The 19,200-nt window shown below is 47.1% G+C and carries 21 protein-coding genes and 2 pseudogenes; 7 read left to right on the top strand and 16 right to left on the bottom strand.

All coding sequences use genetic code 11. From position 1 onward, the window contains the following. Positions 1–6: 6 nt before the first annotated feature. A complete protein-coding gene (locus H3001_RS09310) occupies positions 7–723 on the bottom strand; it encodes a tRNA threonylcarbamoyladenosine dehydratase (RefSeq protein WP_394367803.1) in 717 nt (238 codons plus the stop codon). Positions 724–740: 17 nt separating this feature from the next. Then, positions 741–2,885 carry a cation:proton antiporter gene (locus H3001_RS09315; protein WP_178243651.1) on the bottom strand — a complete coding sequence of 715 codons (2,145 nt, stop codon included), beginning with the start codon at positions 2,883–2,885 and terminating at the stop codon, positions 741–743. A 204-nt stretch (positions 2,886–3,089) separates the two neighbouring features. Here H3001_RS09315 and H3001_RS09320 point away from each other — a divergent pair, with 204 nt between their 5' ends. Then, complete coding sequence (locus H3001_RS09320; RefSeq protein WP_178243652.1) at positions 3,090–4,100, top strand: aspartate-semialdehyde dehydrogenase; 1,011 nt, start codon at positions 3,090–3,092, stop codon at positions 4,098–4,100. 178 nt (positions 4,101–4,278) lie between these two features. Here the strand turns inward: H3001_RS09320 and H3001_RS09325 are convergent, their stop codons facing one another. The 8 genes from H3001_RS09325 to xseA all read right to left on the bottom strand — a co-directional run bounded on the left by H3001_RS09325 (position 4,279) and on the right by xseA (position 10,621). After that, positions 4,279–4,500 carry a winged helix-turn-helix domain-containing protein gene (locus H3001_RS09325; RefSeq protein ID WP_178243653.1) on the bottom strand — a complete coding sequence of 74 codons (222 nt, stop codon included), beginning with the start codon at positions 4,498–4,500 and terminating at the stop codon, positions 4,279–4,281. A gap of 4 nt (positions 4,501–4,504) precedes the next feature. Then, positions 4,505–4,732 (bottom strand): winged helix-turn-helix domain-containing protein, encoded by a 228-nt coding sequence (locus H3001_RS09330; protein ID WP_178243654.1) that lies wholly within the window; start codon positions 4,730–4,732, stop codon positions 4,505–4,507. Between the two features lie 426 nt (positions 4,733–5,158). Next, positions 5,159–6,259 (bottom strand): Mrp/NBP35 family ATP-binding protein, encoded by a 1,101-nt coding sequence (locus H3001_RS09335; RefSeq protein WP_178243655.1) that lies wholly within the window; start codon positions 6,257–6,259, stop codon positions 5,159–5,161. A gap of 120 nt (positions 6,260–6,379) precedes the next feature. Next, positions 6,380–7,138, bottom strand: a complete 759-nt coding sequence (gene trmB / locus H3001_RS09340; protein WP_178243656.1) for a tRNA (guanosine(46)-N7)-methyltransferase TrmB — start codon at positions 7,136–7,138, stop codon at positions 6,380–6,382. Positions 7,139–7,272: 134 nt separating this feature from the next. Next, positions 7,273–7,902: a DUF975 family protein gene (locus H3001_RS09345; protein ID WP_178243657.1), complete on the bottom strand. Its 630-nt coding sequence runs from the start codon at positions 7,900–7,902 to the stop codon at positions 7,273–7,275. Positions 7,903–7,986: 84 nt separating this feature from the next. Then, entirely contained in the window at positions 7,987–9,006 is a 1,020-nt protein-coding gene (locus H3001_RS09350) for a branched-chain amino acid aminotransferase (RefSeq protein ID WP_178243658.1), read from the bottom strand. Between the two features lie 84 nt (positions 9,007–9,090). Continuing rightward, entirely contained in the window at positions 9,091–9,306 is a 216-nt protein-coding gene (gene xseB / locus H3001_RS09355; RefSeq protein ID WP_178243659.1) for an exodeoxyribonuclease VII small subunit, read from the bottom strand. 16 nt (positions 9,307–9,322) lie between these two features. Then, positions 9,323–10,621 carry an exodeoxyribonuclease VII large subunit gene (xseA, locus tag H3001_RS09360; protein ID WP_181214763.1) on the bottom strand — a complete coding sequence of 433 codons (1,299 nt, stop codon included), beginning with the start codon at positions 10,619–10,621 and terminating at the stop codon, positions 9,323–9,325. Positions 10,622–10,730: 109 nt separating this feature from the next. Between xseA and H3001_RS09365 the strand changes: the two genes are divergently transcribed. From H3001_RS09365 to H3001_RS09385, 5 genes are all read left to right on the top strand, one after another. Then, positions 10,731–12,095, top strand: coding sequence for an MATE family efflux transporter (locus H3001_RS09365; RefSeq protein WP_181214764.1), 1,365 nt, complete (start codon positions 10,731–10,733; stop codon positions 12,093–12,095). 337 nt (positions 12,096–12,432) lie between these two features. Next, positions 12,433–13,008, top strand: a complete 576-nt coding sequence (locus tag H3001_RS09370; RefSeq protein ID WP_018712245.1) for a Crp/Fnr family transcriptional regulator — start codon at positions 12,433–12,435, stop codon at positions 13,006–13,008. A gap of 60 nt (positions 13,009–13,068) precedes the next feature. Continuing rightward, positions 13,069–13,698, top strand: a complete 630-nt coding sequence (locus H3001_RS09375; RefSeq protein WP_018712246.1) for an NUDIX hydrolase N-terminal domain-containing protein — start codon at positions 13,069–13,071, stop codon at positions 13,696–13,698. A gap of 17 nt (positions 13,699–13,715) precedes the next feature. Further along, positions 13,716–14,312: a sugar O-acetyltransferase gene (locus H3001_RS09380; protein ID WP_018712247.1), complete on the top strand. Its 597-nt coding sequence runs from the start codon at positions 13,716–13,718 to the stop codon at positions 14,310–14,312. Positions 14,313–14,330: 18 nt separating this feature from the next. Then, on the top strand, positions 14,331–15,110 hold the full coding sequence (locus H3001_RS09385) for a Cof-type HAD-IIB family hydrolase (protein WP_178243665.1): 780 nt from the start codon (positions 14,331–14,333) through the stop codon (positions 15,108–15,110). An 87-nt stretch (positions 15,111–15,197) separates the two neighbouring features. On the opposite strand, the gene mobV is transcribed toward H3001_RS09385, so the two are convergent. Both mobV and H3001_RS19625 read right to left on the bottom strand, forming a co-directional pair. Further along, a complete protein-coding gene (mobV, locus tag H3001_RS09390) occupies positions 15,198–16,568 on the bottom strand; it encodes a MobV family relaxase (protein ID WP_118431279.1) in 1,371 nt (456 codons plus the stop codon). A gap of 154 nt (positions 16,569–16,722) precedes the next feature. Then, the gene (locus tag H3001_RS19625; protein ID WP_262890850.1) at positions 16,723–16,857 is read right to left on the bottom strand and encodes a hypothetical protein; all 135 of its coding nucleotides are present in this window, start codon (positions 16,855–16,857) and stop codon (positions 16,723–16,725) included. 317 nt (positions 16,858–17,174) lie between these two features. Here H3001_RS19625 and H3001_RS09395 point away from each other — a divergent pair. Further along, positions 17,175–17,393: pseudogene (locus H3001_RS09395) on the top strand (conjugal transfer protein TraG); the annotation flags it as partial. A 92-nt stretch (positions 17,394–17,485) separates the two neighbouring features. Here H3001_RS09395 and H3001_RS09400 read toward each other — a convergent pair. From H3001_RS09400 to H3001_RS19440, 4 genes and pseudogenes are all read right to left on the bottom strand, one after another. Further along, positions 17,486–18,127, bottom strand: coding sequence for an NYN domain-containing protein (locus H3001_RS09400; protein ID WP_181214765.1), 642 nt, complete (start codon positions 18,125–18,127; stop codon positions 17,486–17,488). Positions 18,128–18,310: 183 nt separating this feature from the next. After that, positions 18,311–18,436 (bottom strand): annotated as a pseudogene (locus H3001_RS09405) (RteC domain-containing protein); the annotation flags it as partial. Between the two features lie 24 nt (positions 18,437–18,460). Next, positions 18,461–18,832 (bottom strand): hypothetical protein, encoded by a 372-nt coding sequence (locus H3001_RS09410; RefSeq protein WP_181214766.1) that lies wholly within the window; start codon positions 18,830–18,832, stop codon positions 18,461–18,463. 201 nt (positions 18,833–19,033) lie between these two features. Then, a partial coding sequence (locus H3001_RS19440) for an HNH endonuclease (RefSeq protein WP_246368540.1) occupies positions 19,034–19,200 on the bottom strand: 167 nt, incomplete at its 5' end.

Here is a 19,200-nt window from a genome sequence, read left to right on the forward strand (position 1 = left end):
TCCCACTTAAAGTTTACGAATCACATATTCTGCCAGATAACATCCGAACACCGCCGGCATGTAGCTGACGGTACCGGCAGTCGACTTCTTGTTCTGTTCATTCTCCACCAGAATCACAGCCTCCGGATCGGCCTGTTCGGTACTGAACACCACCGACAAGCGGCGCTTCATTCCCATTTTCTGCAGGCGCTTGCGCACGGCCTTGCTCAGCCCGCAATGATAAGTCTCCCACAGGTCGGCGAAACGGACCTGCGTAATGTCGCGCTTCGCACCCGCCCCCATGCTGCTTACAATTTTCAGTCCGCGCTGCAGGGCATGGTAAATAAGGTAACACTTCGGAGCCACCGTATCAATAGCATCCACGATAAAATCGAAGTGCGCACTGTCGAGAAGTTCCGGTATGGCCTCATCCTTCAGGTAAACCGGCAATACCGTAAGTTTCAAATCCGGATTGATGTCACGGAAACGCGCTGCCAGCACCTCTGCCTTCGGCTTTCCCAGTACGGAATGCGTAGCCGGCAACTGACGGTTGATATTGGTTGGCTGCACCGTATCGGCATCCACCAGGGTCATCTGCCCCACTCCCGCACGGCAAATCATTTCGGCCGCATACGCTCCAACACCTCCTACACCCACTACCAGCACATGCGCCTTGCGCAACCGCTCCATTTTCTCTTTGCCCAGCAATATCTCTGTACGCTGCTGCCATTCCAAATTCTGCATATCTGTCTTATTTTCAATCATGAATTTTTCTTAAACCACTTATAAAACCAGTTGCCCACCTTGTCGTAATACTGTGTCTCGGCCCATCCTCTCGGGTCGGAGAAGGAAAGACTCTCGTTCGGATCACCCTTCTGACCGGGGTAAAGCAACATGATGCTGTTGTTGTTGAAATACTTGGAAATCTGCATCGGCAGGCGTTCAAAAGAAGAATCGTAGGAAATTGAACCGCGCCGTGAACTGACAATCACCAGCAAATGGTCGTAATTCACCTGGCCGGTCAGAATCAGCAGATCGTCCCAGTTTTCAAGTTCCGAATAAACCGCACGGGTATCCTTATGCTTCTTCGAAATGTATCCTCTGATATATCCCAGGGTCTGCGGATGGGCATAGAAGTGCACCCGGCATCCCAGCTGGCTGCTCATGCGGCACATGTGCGTAATCCATTTGACAAAGCCATGTTCAAACTCCGCCTTGGGAGGTACCGCCACGATGATGCGGCGCAGTGTATTGACCGGAATCAGGAAGCGGGCAATCATCACCTGCAGATACGTATTTTTCAGCAAATTCTCGGTCAGATTTCCATAGAACGAATCGACAATGCTCATCTTATAGTGCAGACCGATGATAATGTTCGTAGCCTCATATTCCTTGGCAGTATGCAGGATACCCGTCGTAATGTTCAGGTCGAAACGGGTAAGCGTCTTCAGTTTCACGTCCGTAGCCGCCGTAATCTGTGCCGCCCGTTCCAGGTTGCGCTTGCCCCTCATCTCCTGTTTCACCGAATCCCCGTTGTCGTTGATCACACTCAAGGCCACCAGGTCGTCCGACATCTTCTCGTCGCGCACCACCAGCGCCAGTGCCATCAGGTTCTCCAGCGTATCGGGGTTGGCCACCGGAATCAGGAAGCGCTCCTTCTCCTGCGGCTTGTCGCCGTCGACCTGTGTATCATCCATGGCCATCCGCTTGGCCGCATGTTCCGTAATGAAAGAACTGACCACGCAGGTCACCAGAATCAGCAGGATGGTACCGTTCAACACATCCTCGTTCAGCAAACGCTCCCCATTGGGCAGGATGATGTTATAACCGACCAGTACGGCAGCCAGCGTCGCCGCCGCCTGTGCATTGCTCAGTCCGAACATCAGTTCCCGTTCGAGCGCCCGCATCTTATAGATTTTCTGTGTCAGCCACGAAGCAATCCATTTTCCGAGCAGGGCCACCACAATCATGACCGTCGCCACCTTCAGCGAGTCGATGTGTCCGAACAGCACATTGACATTAATGAGCATACCCACACCGATCAGGAAATATGGAATGAAGAGAGCATTTCCCACAAACTCCAGATGACTCATCAGCGGAGACACATGAGGAATCAGGCGGTTCAGTACCAGACCTGCCAGGAAGGCACCCAGGATACCTTCCATCCCCACAAATTCCATCAGTCCGGCCCCCAGAAAGACCATGGCCATGACAAAGATATACTGTACCACATTGTCACTGTAGCGACGGAAAAACCACCGTCCGATGCGGGGGAACAACCACATGATCAGCGAACTCAGTACGATGACCTTCAGTACCAGCCAGATCCAGAACATCTCTGAAGTCTCTCCCTTGTACATACCGCCCACTACCGCAAGCACCAGCAAGGTCAGCGTATCGGTCACCGCCGTTCCCCCCACCGCAATGCTGACCGCCCGCTGGCGGTTGATACCGTAACGGATGACAATGGGATAGGCAATCAGGGTATGAGAAGCGTACATACTGGCCAGCAGCACCGAACTGATGAGCCCGTAGCCCAGCAGGTGAAGGTTGGTCCAGATACCGATACCCAGCGGAAAGATAAAGGCCAGCAAGCCCAGCACCGTCGCCTTTCCGCGTATGCTCTTGAAATCCTCCATGTTCATTTCCAGTCCTGCCAGGAACATGATGTAATACAGCCCCACCTTGCCGAACAGTTCAAAACTGCTGTCGCGGGCCAGAATATTGAATCCATGTTCCCCCACAATGACTCCGGCCAGAATCATACCGATGATGTGCGGAATGCGCAGGCGCTCCAGGACAATCGGAGCAAACAGTATGATTACCAATACCAAAAAGAAAATCCAAGTAGGGTCCGTGATCGGAAGATGTACGTCAAAATTTATCCAGTCAAGCATTTCTTTCATAAGAAAAGGGTCGTTATTTTTCATTTTATCAACAAATATACAAAAAAACTTCCTATTTTCATCATGCTTAATTCAGAATGTTTTATTTTTGCAATCAGAAAGCGCGGTCTTGAGAACGAAAACATAAATCGTCCTGTATCAGAGAGACATGCCTTCTGCGCAAAGTGGAATAATTAATTATTAACATAAAAATAAAACGCAAAGATGAAAGTAGCAATTGTTGGTGCAAGCGGAGCCGTAGGACAGGAGTTCCTGCGTGTGCTTGATGAAAGAAATTTCCCGTTGGATGAACTGGTGTTGTTTGGCTCTTCACGCAGTGCCGGACGAAAATACACCTTCCGAGGAAAGGAAATCGAAGTAAAACTGCTTCAGCACAACGATGACTTCAAGGGGGTTGATATCGCCTTTACTTCTGCCGGTGCAGGTACATCCAAGGAGTTTGCCGAAACCATTACCAAGTATGGCGCCGTAATGATCGACAACTCAAGCGCATTCCGTATGGACAACGATATTCCTCTGGTAGTGCCTGAAGTGAATGCAGAAGATGCACTGAACCGCCCGCGCGGAATCATTGCCAACCCTAACTGTACCACTATTCAGATGGTTGTGGCACTGAAGGCCATTGAAAACCTGACTCACATCAAACGGGTACACGTTTCTACCTACCAGGCAGCCAGTGGTGCCGGAGCAGCCGCTATGGACGAGCTGTACGAACAGTACCGCCAGGTATTGGCCAACGAACCGGTAACCGTAGAGAAGTTTGCTTATCAGCTGGCATTCAACCTGATTCCTCAGATTGACGTGTTTACCGAAAACGGATATACCAAGGAAGAGATGAAGATGTACAACGAAACCCGCAAGATCATGCATTCAGACGTACAGGTGAGTGCCACTTGTGTCCGCGTACCGGCTCTCCGTTCTCACTCTGAAAGTATCTGGATTGAAACCGAACGTCCGGTATCAGTAGAAGAAGCCCGCAAGGCATTTGCCGAAGGCGAAGGACTGGTACTGATGGACAACCCGGAAAAGAAAGAATATCCGATGCCGTTGTTCCTTGCCGGAAAAGACCCTGTATACGTAGGACGTATCCGTAAAGACCTGGCCAATGAAAACGGTCTTACTTTCTGGATTGTAGGCGACCAGATCAAGAAGGGTGCTGCACTGAACGCCGTACAGATTGCAGAATACCTGCTTAAAGTGAAGAACATCGGTTAATCCCGGTTTCCATTCATAAACACATCCCCCATTGAGTACTTCAGTCCGACTGAAGGTACACAATGGGGGATGTCTGTTTTTATCTGTTTCCTGCCGATGGGAAAACCAGATTGAAGGCACCGGCGGTTTTTCTTCCGGAAGCTTCCACTATCCCGTCCGGTGCGGATAAGGTGGCTGATTAAAAATACACGTTGGACGTAATGAACAAAAAGTCCTTGCCCTGCTCCTGATCGGACTCAAAGAAAATCTTGTCTTCTCTGGCCAGCCAGCCTATGGCTGCGTTCAAGTCCCTGTCGGACAACCCCGAAGCTGCCTTCAAATCCTCATAATTCCAACGTTTTCCGTCACTCAGCAAATTATACACTATTCCTGCATTGCTGCCAATTACGTATTTATCCATAAGCCTAACCAATAATGTAATTAAGTTCTATATATAGTATGTCTCTTTTCTGGGAATGAGTTTCCTCGATGGACAGTTTTCCTTCACACGCCAGCCAGCCGATGGCCGCATTGATTTCCCTGTCGGGCAAACCGATTTTTTCTTTGATTTCGTCATAGGTCCATTTCCGGTGTTCACCGCTTAGCAGTTTCCAGATGTGATTTGCATGTTCACCAATACTCTGTACATTCATAGCCTATCGTTTTTAATTGTGATTAGTAACCTGTCCTTTTATCCTTTCATTCGCTTGCTTTCCCCAGGCACCACAGACAGTGGCCGGAACGTCGGGATATCTTTCCCCTCTTCTTTATCCGATTACCCGAAGCGACTTCTGACATGAAACACAGCAGGCAGCCCCAGGTACAGATAATTCTCTCCCCTTATCGTTATGACAAATATACATTTTTAGATGCAGAAATCAAATATATTATTTGAAAAAATTTCAATTTAATTTCAAAATGAAAAATTTTTACCTCAAATATTTCATTTTAGTAACAGAAACTACCCACCTGCATCCGTTTGTCTCAACAAAAAAATGCGGTCAGGCTCCGGAGCTAATCCCCGAATCCCGACCGCATCGTACACAGCCCACCGTTTCCTTCCGGAAACTGTCTGCCGCTTATTTATGCGTCTTTACAATCTGTGTAGGAGCCATTTCCGCATTACGCTTTTCCGTCTGTGCAACGACATTGCGTGCCAGTTCGATGAATGCCTGTCCGGTCACAGAGTTTTCGTCCAAAGCCACCGGAGTACCCTTATCGCCGTTCTCACAGATGCTCTGCACAATAGGAATCTGTCCCAGCAACGGCACGTTCAGTTCTTCCGCCAGTTTCTTGGTACCTTCCTTTCCGAAAATATAATACTTGTTTTCAGGAAGTTCGGCCGGCGTAAACCAGGCCATGTTTTCCACCAGTCCGAGGATAGGCACATTCACCTTATCGTTCATATACATATTGATACCCTTGCGCGCATCGGCCAGTGCCACCTGCTGAGGAGTACTTACGATTACCGCTCCCGTAATGGCCAGTGTCTGCAGCAAAGTCAGGTGAATGTCACTCGTGCCCGGAGGAGTATCCAGAATGAAATAGTCCAGCTCGCCCCACTTGGCATCTCCCACCAGCTGTTTCAGGGCATTGCTGGCCATACCTCCACGCCACAGCGTAGCCTGGTCAGGATCTACAAAAAATCCGATTGACAGCAGTTCGATGCCGTACTTCTCAATCGGCACAATCAGGTCACGTCCCTCAACGGTCTCGGCATACGGACGGGCATCCTCTACCTGGAACATCTTCGGTACGGAAGGTCCGAAAATATCGGCATCCAACAATCCCACCTTATAGCCCAGTTTGGAAAGGGCAACCGCCAGATTGGCAGCCACAGTCGACTTGCCCACTCCTCCCTTACCGGAAGAGACAGCAATTACGTTCTTCACCTGTGGAAGCATCTTTCCCGGTTCAGGACGAGCCGCCTGCTTGCTTTCTGTAGCAATGGTGACTTCCACCTCTTTTGAGACATAGGTATGAATGGCAGTTTCCGCCGCCTTCAAAACCGATTTCATGAACGGATCGGTCGGTTTTTCGAAGATAATGGAAAAACTGACCTTCATGCCGTCGATGCGGAGGTTGTCCGCAACCATTTCGGCCTCCACGATATTTTTTCCGTTTCCCGGATAACGCACTGTAGCAAGTGCATCAAGAATCAATTTCGGATAAAGTGTCATAGTGCTATTTCTTAACGTCCGACAAAATCGGACAATCTTATTTTTTCTCCATTAAAAGGAATTCTCAATTCCTGTCGCAGCCTTCCGGCCCTCTTCCCCGTTTCCGCTTACCGGAAACGCTTATTTGCTGGTCTTCAGTCCGCTGCGTTTGCTCCGGTTATAGCTCCGGTAATCATCCAGTTCAATTTCCACATCCGGTTCGTGCAACTCCCCTTCCTGTGGCAGGCGGAACTTGATGTACTTGATGTTCAGTCCGCGGTCCAGCCATTGCTGTTCGTAATACGTACGGATGCTCAGAATATCATCGTCCATGCCCGAATGATACAGGTCGTCCGTCAGGAACTCTACCGGGAGATGATTCTCCTCAATCATATACCGGGTATAAGTGAACATAAAATTACTGTCGGTCTTCAGGTGTATCAGTCCGTCAGGAACCAAGAACCGCCGGTAACGCTCCATAAAATAAGTAGACGTCAACCGCTTGGTAGCCTTCTTCATCTGCGGATCAGAGAAGGTCAGCCAGATCTCGCTGATTTCTCCCGGAGCAAAGAAACGGTCGATAATCTCAATATTGGTACGCAGGAAAGCCGCATTCTTCAATCCCTCGTTCAGAGCCTCAGTGGCCCCGGTCCACATGCGCGCCCCCTTTATGTCTACACCGATAAAATTCTTGTCGGCATAACGGCGGGCCAGCCCAACGGTATACTCCCCCCGTCCGCATCCCAGTTCCAGCACAATCGGATTCTCGTTCTTAAAGAAATCCTTGTTCCATTTCCCCTTCATTTCGAAAGGTACATTATCCACCACCGAATACGGATATTCGAAAACGTGCGGATACTCCGCCATATCTGCAAACTTAGCCAGTTTTCCTTTTCCCATGTTTCTGTTTTTGTTCTTGATTCAGGTTACAAAGGTACGTCTTTTAGACGGAATGAACAAATAAAACAAAATCTCCTGAAGGCAATCATTCATCTGCCTTCAGGAGATTTCCTTATACCCGGAAGCGGGCCCAATCAGCAGGCCGAAGCCGGAGCGGGCTCATCCCAGTTGCGTCCGTCTTTCAGTTCCGCCTTCAGGTCTTCGTAGAAAGCCGCTCTTGCCGAAATCATATACGGTTCCAGGAAGAACAGTCCGATACCCAATGTCAAAATACAAAGGAGTGCCCAGCCGATAAAGCTCAAATCAAGCAAGAAGAGTTTCATCTTATGACCGCTCATCATCCGCATACTTTTCTCAATGGCTGCATTGTATTTCAATTCCGGCTCATCTTTCAGCAGATAAGGAGTCATTGCATAAGAATATCCTTTGATAATACCCGGAATCACGAACAACAAGGTCCACAACATCGTATAGATGGTAACCAGGATACCGGTACCCCAGATACGTCCAAAGTCCTTGAATCCGTCGAACAGACAACCAATCTCAATATCTTTCCGTTCACGAAGCAAATCATAGAAAATAATGTTATACCCGTATGCCAGCGGCCAGCTGATCAACAAAGAGACCAACGCACCGAGCCATGGAATAGATGAAAGACATCCTGCAATAATCAGGTACACAAAAGTTAGAATGGCGGCCATGCCCCATCTACCGTCCAACGCCGCAATCGCCTCGTTTTTCAATTCTGAATTCAGTTTCAACATAGATTAAGAATTTAAGATTAAAATAAAAAATATAAGAAAAACGGGATGCAGGTCATCTGCCCTGCTTCCCGCATTTTATCGTTATTACTCCACAATCATTACCCATCCATGTGTATCCGGCTCGTCACCGTACTGGATGCCGCGCAACTTATTGTAAAGTTTTTCTGAAATCGGGCCCGGTTTGCCATCCTTGGCAATCACATACGACTTGTCGTTTTCCAGGTCATCGATGCGGCCGATCGGACTGATTACGGCTGCCGTACCGCATGCACCGGCTTCTTCGAAGGTTTCCAGTTCCTCTTCCGGCACCGGACGACGTTCTACCTTCATTCCCATATCCTCTGCCAGCTGCATCAGACTGCGGTTGGTAATGGACGGAAGAATTGACGATGAAAGCGGAGTGATGTAAGTATTATTCTTAATACCGAAGAAATTGGCAGCACCGCATTCGTCGATGTATTTCTTTTCCTTGGCATCCAGGTAGAACTCACTGGCATATCCGGCATCGTGAGCCATCTTGTTGGCACGCAGGCTGGCAGCATAGTTTCCACCCACCTTGTAAGTACCTGTACCCAATGGGGCCGCACGGTCGAACTGACGGATAATCACATACGGATTGGTTGCGAAACCACCCTTGAAGTAAGGACCAACCGGAGTGACAAATATCACAAACAAGTATTCATTTGCCGGACGTACTCCTACCTGAGCCCCTGTACCGATCAGCAAAGGACGTATATAAAGGGATGCACCGCTTTCATAAGGAGGAATGAAACGTTCGTTGGCCTTTACCACCTTACGCACTGCCTCGCAGAACATTTCGGTCGGCAACTCCGGCATCAGGATTCCCCGGCAGGTACTCTGCAGACGTTCCGCATTGGCTTCCGGACGGAACACACGGATTTTGCCGTCTTTACCGCGATACGCTTTCAAGCCTTCGAAAGCCTCCTGGCCATAGTGAAGACAAGTAGCCGCCATATGAATATTCAAGGTTTCTTCTGAACAAAGTTCCAGTTCTCCCCATTTTCCGTCGCGATAGTAACAACGTACATTATAATCTGTCTTAAGATATCCAAAAGACAAATTAGCCCAATCAATCTCTTTCATTTTAATATCTGATTAATAATATTTTTCTATTTCGTCTACACCAAACAAAAGTAAGACTTATATTTGCAACCACCAAGCAGTATTTCAGTTTTTTTCACAACCCTCGTCCGATTCCAGCATCTTTTTAATCTCCACATCTGCTTTATACAGTTTTTCCCGACAATACTTGATGAGCTTCTGCGCTTCCTTCAACTGGTTGCCCAGTTCGTCGATATCCAGTTCATTGCTTTCAATGCGGGCTACAATATTTTCCAGACGCTTCATTGCCTCTGAATAGGTTTCCTTTTTTGCTACAGCCATATCCTTATCAATTGTATTATAACACTTTACTTTTAAATTCTCCTTTATATACCTTCGTCACAAGTTCGTCTCCCGGAACCAGTTCCTGCGGGTCGGTCACCGCCTTTCCGTTCTTTAGCGTAATGCTGTATCCTTTGGCCAGCAAAACGTCTGGAGAAGAAGCCTTGACACGCTCTTCCAGCAAAGCCAGCCGATGCGACTCGCGCAACAGGCGGTTCTGAAGCACCGTAGCCATACGCGGTTCGACCTGCAAGCGGAATTCCTCGCGAATACGGCGGTTTTCCCAGGCTGACGCCATCCTTCCCGCCAGTTTCTCCTGCCGGAAATGCTCCTGCTGCAAACGCATCTGCACACGCGCGGGAATCCGTGTCACCCAGGTATCGAGCATTTTTTTCTGACGCTCCAGCACCAAGGGCAACTGCTGATAGAAAAAGCGGATGCAGTCATCCAGTCTTTCGGCTGTTTCACGCATGTGCGAAATCAGAAACTCAGCGGCTGCCGTAGGAGTTTTCACACGGGTATGAGCCACCAGGTCGATGACCGTATCGTCGCGTTCATGGCCGATACCGGTAATCAGCGGCAACGGGAACTGGGCACAATGGGCTGCCAGTTCGTACGTATCAAAGCCTGACAAGTCGGAAGTGGCACCTCCACCACGTATGATGACCACCGCATCCCAGCAATCAGCCTCCTGATAAATCCGTTCCAGTGCCTGAATGACCGACTCCTCTACCCGGTCTCCCTGCATGACAGCCGGAAACAGTTTCGGATAGAAGACAAAACCGAAAGGATTGTTCATCAGCTGATTGCAGAAATCCCCGTATCCGGCAGCAGTAGCCGAAGAAATGACTGCGATACGCTGCACCAGTTCCGGCAACTGCAGTTCCTTGTTCAGCGACAGCACTCCCTCCTTCTCCAGCCGGTCCAGTATGTCCTTCCTGCGGCGTGCCATATCGCCCAGTGTATACGTAGGGTCAATATCTATCACCGTCAGCGAATATCCGTAGAGTTCATGAAAATCTACGGTCACCTTGACCAGCACCTTGATTCCGGAAGCAAAAGGCTGGCCGGTCTCACGCTCAAAATACGCTTTCAACTGCACGAATACCTGACTCCATATGATTCCCCGGGCCTTGGCTACCAACGAGTTCCCTTTCGGATCTTTCTGGATAAACTCCAGGTAGCAATGTCCGGAATAATTAGCCCTTACATCACTGAGTTCCGCCTGTATCCAGTATGCATCCGGCAGGCAGGCACGAATGCCTCTCCTCACCAGGGTATTCAGTTCGGCCAACGTCATCGAGTGTTCTTCCATAACCATTTTTTCTTTTAAATCATCCACGCAAAGATACGGAAAGTTTTTCCGAAACACAGAGATTTTCCGTACCTTTGCACACAGTAATTTCAATCGTAAAAAGAGTTTTATGTCACAACAAGGAAAAGCTACAGAATTAGGAACAGAGACAATCGGCAAACTATTGAGACAATATGCGATACCTGCAATCATCGCCATGACAGCCTCCTCGCTTTACAACATGGTAGACAGTATTTTTATCGGTCACGGTGTCGGTCCGATGGCCATCTCCGGTCTGGCCATTACCTTCCCGCTGATGAACCTCGCAGCGGCTTTCGGCTCACTGGTAGGCGTAGGTGCCTCTACCCTGATTTCGGTCAAACTGGGACAGAAAGATTATGCTACCGCCCAGCAGATTCTGGGAAATGTGGTGACATTGAACCTGATTATCGGAATCGGATTTACCATCGTGACCCTGCTGTTTCTGAATCCGATTCTCTATTTCTTCGGCGCCAGTGAGGCTACGTTGCCGTATGCACGCGACTACATGGTAACCATCCTGTTGGGTAACGTAGTCACCCACATGTTCCTGGGACTGAATGCCGTGCTCCGCTCCGCCGGACATCCGCAGCAAGCCATGATGGCCACCATCTTTACCGTCATCATCAATACCATCCTCGACCCGCTGTTCATTTACGGATTCAACATGGGTATACGGGGAGCTGCCGTAGCCACCATTCTGGCACAGGTTATTTCACTCTGCTGGCTCATCAAGCTGCTGAACAAGAAAAACGAAATCATTCATTTCCATAAAGGAATATACCGTCTGCGGAGAATATTGGTGGAAAACATCATCGGAATCGGACTGGCCCCGTTCTTCATGAACCTGGCTTCGTGCATGATTGTCATCCTCATCAACAAGGGACTCAAGGAGTACGACGGTGACCTTGCCATCGGAGCATTCGGTATCGTCAACCGCATCGTGTTCCTGTTCGTGATGATTGTCATGGGACTGAACCAGGGAATGCAGCCTATCGCCGGTTATAATTTCGGAGCACGGCAGTATCATCGGGTAAACCAGGTACTCAAGCTGACCGTCATCATCGCTACCCTGGTTACAACCAGCGGTTTCATTGCCGGCGAGCTCTTCCCCCACCTGGTGGTATCGGCCTTTACCAGCGACGAGACACTGATCAATATGGCTGCCCGCGGATTGCGTATCGTGGTAATGACTTACCCGATTATCGGCTTCCAGATGGTTACTTCCAACTTCTTCCAGAGTATCGGTATGGCCAAAAAGGCAATCATCCTTTCGCTGAGCCGTCAGGTACTGATTCTGATTCCTTGCCTGATTTTCCTCCCTATGTGCTGGGGAGTAGACGGTGTATGGTTCAGCATGCCTATCTCAGACTTTCTGGCCAGCCTGATTGCCGGAGTGATGCTGTACAACCAGTTCCAGCATTTCAAGCACAAAGCTACCCGTCAAACGGTCTGAAACCGTGCATATATGCGAAAATCAAAAAGGGTTTATTCCCTTTTTACTCGTTTTTTCCAGCTATTTTCCGTAAATCTGTATTAGGAATATATCTCTTTGAAATCAAGAGAGTTAGGAGAATTACCTCGTTTTGGGGTAATGAGTTGGCAACCGTCCTAATTGCCGTGGTCTGCATCGCTTTGCTTATTTGGGTAACTCTTTATGACCGCAAAAATATAAAACTAAATTGAGAAAACATTCCACTTGCATATAATTTATTAAAAAGGAATAAGTATCAAGAGGATATTTTGTCTTTATTGCCACTCTTATTTTATACCTTTGCAAAAAGAATATTTTTATGGAAAGCATTATCAGAAAGATAAGAACGTATTATCCGGTTTCGGATGAAGCATTAGAGGCATTGGTATGCCTTTTTAAGCGATGCGTATTTCCGGCAAAAACAATTATTATCCATGCCGGGAAACTGGATAGAAAGGTTTATTTCATTGAAAAAGGCATTACACGCTCTTATGTTTTGCACGGTGGAACACAAATAACGACATGGTTCTCTAAGGAAGGTGATGCCGCCTGTGGCTCATGGGATTTATACCGCCACAAAGCTGGCTTTGAATATGTGGAAACTTTAGAAGAAACTACAGCTTATTCCATATCAGTAGAACAATTGGATAAGTTGTATCGGTCGTACATGGACCTTGCAAACTGGATGCGGGTGTTGCAGCAAGAAAACTTCCTTCGCCTACAAGATATTCACATCCAGCGTTTGAACTGGTCTGCCCAAGAACGTTATGAATATTTGACCAAAGAATGTCCCGAACTCTTTCAAAGAGTGAAGTTGGGATATATAGCTTCGTTTCTGGGCATTACACAACAATCATTGAGCCGTATCAGAGCTAATAGGCGTTTTTTAACGTAGGGTAAACGAGAAATGATTTCTTGTTCCTATTTTTGCCTAATTAAATGACATGCAAAGATTATGGATAAACAAAAGCAGGAACATCAATGGCTGGAATGGGCAAAAGAGCTTCAGTTCATTGCGCAAGCGGGATTGACTTATACAAAAGACCCATTTGACAAGGAACGTTTTGAGCGTGTCCGGGAAATCGCAGCCGAGATAATGAGTTTACAGGGCAGGCTGCCTTTGGAACAAGTGAAAGATTTGTTTTGCAATGAAACAGGATTTCAGACCCCAAAACTCGATACCCGTGCGGCGATTTTCAAGGATAATAAGATTCTGTTGGTAAAGGAAAAAAATGGCACTTGGTCTATGCCGGGCGGATGGGTAGATGTCATGCAGACCATCCGGTCAAATACCGTCAAGGAAGTACGGGAGGAAGCTGGGTTGGATGTAGAAGCCATTCGCATCATCGCCTTGCAAGACCGGAACAAACGCAACCAACCTCCATACGCTTACAACGTGTGCAAGGTATTTGTACTCTGCAAGGTGTTGGGTGGGAACTTTGAACCGAATATGGAAACCGTGGAGAGCGGTTATTTCGGGATAGATGAACTACCGGTATTGGCTGAAGAAAAGAATAACAAGGAGCAAATAGCAATGTGCTTTTCAGCTTACCGGGATGAAAATTGGCAGGTAGAATTTGATTAAACGAAAGGGCTGATAAAATGAAAACGGAATACGAGAAATGTTTGGCGGGCGAACCTTTTATTGGAAGTAAAGACCCGAAAATAATGGAAATGATTTTGCGCACAAGGCGGCTGTTGGCACAATTCAATGCTGCGGATTACGCCGACACGGAGCGTAAGCAAGCTCTGTTGCGTGAGATGTTCGGGCGCATGGGAAAAGGAGTGCATGTGGATATTGATTTCCATTGTGAATACGGGAAACATATTTTCATAGGCGACAAAGTGATTATCAACATGAATTGTACTTTCGTGGACAACAACCGCATTGATATTGGCAGCAATGTGTTGATTGCTCCCAATGTGCAGATATATACAGCCACCCATTCCACGAAAGTAAACGAACGCATGGTGCAGGATTGGTCTGAAGGCGAAGAAATATGCCGCACATACGCTCTGCCCGTCAGAGTAGAGGACGGTGTATGGATTGGCGGAGGTTCCGTCCTGTTGCCGGGAGTCACTATCGGCAGGAACAGTGTCATCGGAGCAGGCAGTGTAGTGACCCGTTCTATTCCTGAAAATTGTGTTGCGGTAGGAAACCCTTGCCGAGTGATAAAGCATTTGCAAGAGATGGTATAGAATAAGGGGAAGAAGAGTATGGCAAAAGCTATATTTTTAGATATTGACGGGACTTTATTGAGTTTTGAAACGCACAGCGTTCCTTGTTCTACAATCAAAGTATTAAAAGAAGCCGGTAGCTTAGGTTATAAAATTATAATAGCTACTGGACGTGCTTCAAAGAATATTCAAGAAATAGCAGAAGTCCCTTACGATGCTGTCATCGCCCTGAATGGGTCAGAATGTGTATTAAGAGACGGAACAATTGTTTCACAAAAGCAAATTTCCAGTGCAGACTTCTTAAAAGCATTGGCTCTTTCCGAGAAGTTTCATTTTCCAATGGCTTTGGAATTGAATGAAGGAGTTTTCGTGAACCGCTTGAATTCGACCGTAATAGATGCGGCAAAAATAGTAGAACATCCTGTTCCTAGTATCGTTGATTTAAAAGGATATTTTGAAAAGCATACATGTTGCCAGTTCTGCTTTTATCTGGATGCAGATACCGAAAAAGTTGTTATGTCCCAATTACCCAATCTTTCCGCTTCAAGGTGGCATCCTTATTTTGCTGACATAAATGTTAAAGGGGTGAATAAAGCAACAGGCATGGAAGATTTTGCCGCATATTTCGACTTGGATTTGTCCCAATCTTTAGCGTTTGGGGATGGAGGGAATGATATTCCTATGCTTCGTAGGGCCGGAATAGGTATTGCCATGGGAAACGCTTCAATGGCAGTAAAATCTGTTGCAAAGTATGTTACCGGAGCAGTGGATGATAATGGAATAGAAAAGGCTTTGAGGAATTTAAATATTTTAAGATAAAGATTCTATATGAATGATTAACGGGAGGGCAGCAAGCGGTTTTGGTCTGCCCAAAACACAAACTTGCTATCCTCCCGTTGGCATTGTTTATAATCCCATGCCCTTGCCTTTCCTGAGCGGCTCAACCGTCCTTTTAACGGATGAAAACAGCCTGCCAAACTGCTCTTTGAACCATTCGCCAATCAGTTGCCCGTTGATGGAAAGTGCAAGTTTAGACTTGTCTTTCGGGTCTTTCACCACTTGGAAACCAGCCCTTTCGGTCGTGAACTTCCGCTTGTGTTCCTCCGAATAGAGTTCGCCTTCATAGAACAACGGCTTGCCGCTGATAAGCGTGGCGGTCTGCCGTTCGTTGAAGCCGACTTTAAGGCAGAACTTCTCCATGTACACCAATTCTTGGAATAGCGGAAACCATTTCTTGGCTTTTTGGATGATGGATTTCAGGAATGACACTTCTTCTTGGTGTGCCGTTTCTTTATCTGCCATCTCCCTGCGGTGCTTGACTTGCAATTCCATAAGTTGGCGGTTATGTTCCTCTTGCTGCCGCTGCATCTGCTGTTGCAACAACTTGATGCTCTCATCACGGGCGGCGACCTCGCCTTGCAGGGTGCGGTTGTTGGCTTCCAGCTCTTTCAATTTACCACCGCCCAAAAGAGAACCGACCTTTGCCACGAATGCGGCTTTCGCTTCCGTCTTGGCAGCTTCCAGTTTCTCCGACTTGACTTCCTGCCTTACCTCGTCAAGCTGTTGCTCTGCCTGTTGCTGCTCTGTCTGTAACTGTTGCACATTGGCTTCAAGTTCACCCGTCTGTCGTTTCAAATCACGGTAGTATTGGGCGGTTGTCGTATGCCGTGCTTCCGAGCCACGCACACCACGTTGCAAGCCATATTTCTCCATTGCTTTTGCATAACTATCGTGATATGTTACCAGCTTCTCACGTGTCAATACATCGTCAGCACACAGACGCACGGTATTGGCTTTCTTGCGGTACGAGCGTTTACCATCCGTCTGCTTTTTCTTGGCTTTCCTTCGCTCTCCTGTTACTATTGGTACGACCGTGGCATGAATATGCGGTGTGTGCTCATCCATGTGCAGGACTGCCGAAACTGTATTTTCCTTGCCGAAGGTATAGTGCAGCCATTGCAGGTTGTCATCACACCATTCGTCAAGTCTGCCCTCGTCCTGTATTTTCATCATATCCTCGTGCGTACCCGAAAGCACGATTCTAATTGCCCGCACTTGGTCGGGGGTTATCTTACGTTTGATGCCTGCCGTACGGATACGGTGGCTTATCGCTTCGGTACGGTCGGACACTCCATCAGGGAACTCCACCAGTTCACGGTTGAGATGTGTACGTGTAGGGTCTGCGTTCTTGGGTATGGTCTTACGTTCTATGTGGTCGGATGCGCCCGTGTCAGCCGAGCCTTTCGCTTTGTTGATTTGAATGCTTATATATCCCATGCTTGTTTTTCGTTTTCAAGTTTGACAATTTGGTTTGTTGGTTTCCGTCCGCTGCGGTCATGCCGCATGGCAAACGGGGGTGTCCAGAAGGGTGTAACCCCGTTGGCTCATTGGGGCATTTTTAGCTGTGCTTGCACTGCGTAAAGAAAATGCCCTAATGAGCTATGGCTTTTCTGTTTCCAAAAGCCTGTGAGAGTACCTTCTTCATATAGCCTCCGTCAATGCGGGACTGGTTCACAATCTTGTAGAGAGTTGTACTTACGCGAATGAATTCTTCTTTTTTTTCCATATTCTTGATACAGGTTTTAGTGCTGCCTACATTCTGTCGGCAACGGGTTAAACATGGTTGCAAAGCTACGGAAGTGTCGGTAAAATCTTGATACGCAAATCTATGCAGAACGGCGCAAAATAGGTCATGCCAAAAGAAAATGTAGTATAAACGGGTGGCTCTTTCAGATAAAAGGAGATAAAAAAGCCCGAAGTCGTGGAATATGCACGTCTTCGGGGACTGGTTGTTGCAGAAAATTACAGATTGACTGACGCACTGATTTACGGATTTAATGACTTCATGTCGTCACTACGTCAGATTAAACCGTTAATCATCCAATTGTGGTCGATGCCGAGAAAGTGAAGCGTGAGGAACAGGCTTACCGGTCTATACCCGTCATCACGGACTTTACAGATGCCGGCGGCAACGACCGCATGAAGGAGATGAACTAGGATAACTACAACCGTATCCGTGCCGAGGTCCGGCAGATTGTCGCTGACGAGTTGCAGCGCATACAGTCCGACCCCGAACTGCAATACCTCTTGCAGAACAAATAGAAATATCATAGACGAAAAGAAAAATCCGTAATACGACTGGATATTCCAGACTGTATTACGGATTTTCCTTTTTTATAACGCGTATTTCTGATTCAGATTGACTGAAAAGCCTTCCATTTCTTAGGTATCTGTAAATCAAAGTTTGCCTTTCCAAGATGTACCACATCAGGTAAAAGACATTGCCTGAAACGAGTTTCATATTGTTTCATATGGATAGGCTTACCCATACCCATAGTAGCAAGATTACTGGAGTACTGGTAAGGAGGGAAATATACAAAAACCTTTTGACAAGCTTCTGTTGCAAGTTCGATAGCAGGTATCATGTCACTATCAGCTGATACTACAATGGATATATCACAATTCTTCTGATAGGCATCTGCTACAATCTGTGTAGCTATTCGTACATCAGTTTCCTTTTCCTCATGGGTATGAATAACATTTCCGCATTTGAAACAGGTTATAGATTTTTTCAGATACTTACCCAATATCAACTTGAATTTTGGATTTTCTCTATTGGCTTGAAAAAAGGCATTCTGGCGAAGACTTTGGTTTATATCATCAGGCTTTGCCGAAAAATACTTGACGGCAACAAGCTCCTGATTCGGGCGCATGAACATCTCGAACAACTTGACTATATCAAGCCAATAATATTTCTTCCATTTAGCATTGCTCTTCAGTCCGAAATAGAAATTGAATCCATCAATATAGACTATAACGCGTTGTTTTTGCTCCATATTCCAATTGTATATATAAAAAATAAGCCACCTTTTTAGGGGTGGCGAGCCTTAGTATTTTCCACCTAAGGGCGATATTGTATTGCAAAAGTACAATTTATATTTGATAATACAAATATAGTAGAAATTTTTTTTATTTTTTTCGTAATAAATCAAGGCGGACTTATCGCTTATTTTCTTGCTTCACCGCCTCTTCCGTTCCGCCTCCTCGTCCCGCATCATCCTGCGGTTCAGCCGTTCCGCCGCCCTGTCAAAGAAATACGTCCGGCTCTCGTTCTTCCGCCGCTTGATGTCCGCATAGGTATTGTAGTGGCTGAACATAAAAAGTTCACCCTAACATTCATACGGCATTCTGTTATTCATTGACACTAGCAGGACTTGTTTTTCTTTTCGTCGGCACAATCTTTCCAGCAGTGCATTGCGAACCGTTGCGGCACCTGACGTGTCAATGCGAAAAGCGAGTGCCACCATCATCGGCAAGGCATACATGTCCGCGTAATAGCCGTTGAGCAGCTTGATACGTTTTTCAGCTTCAAGAGGATTAAAATTTCCACACTTGTACACGGCACGAATGGCGGCACGGAGCGTCGGGGCGATTGCCCCGAACAGCTCCACCAGCTCCATTTCATTCATCCATATATTACCTGTATCGGATGGTATGGTAATTCTACCATAGCTGTCCGTTGTGATTATTTCCCGTTTCATATCCCAGCTATTTTCACGTTTCCGAATGATTTGCTCAGTTTGTCGCCCAGCATCGTGAGGTCATTATCCAATTTCTGCACGGTTATCTGTAGGCTCGGCAAACAACGCCTTTCCGCTTTACAGCGGTAGGTTTTCGCTTACCTGCCCCCGAACCGTACTTACACGTCTCCATGTATACGGCTCTCCATCTGTAACATCATCTTACTTGACACATCTCTGGATTTTTGCGTTACACTCCGCACATACAACCAAAGTCTTTCTGTGCATGTAGAGCATTTTGCGTTCCCAGTCATTTTTACCTTTTAACTCTTTGAGTGTGCGGACATGGTGCATTACCACTTCTCCGTGCTTGCCACATAGTTCGCACG

Origin of the sequence: Phocaeicola faecicola (assembly GCF_013618865.1) — a bacterium.
GTDB lineage: Bacteria > Bacteroidota > Bacteroidia > Bacteroidales > Bacteroidaceae > Phocaeicola > Phocaeicola faecicola.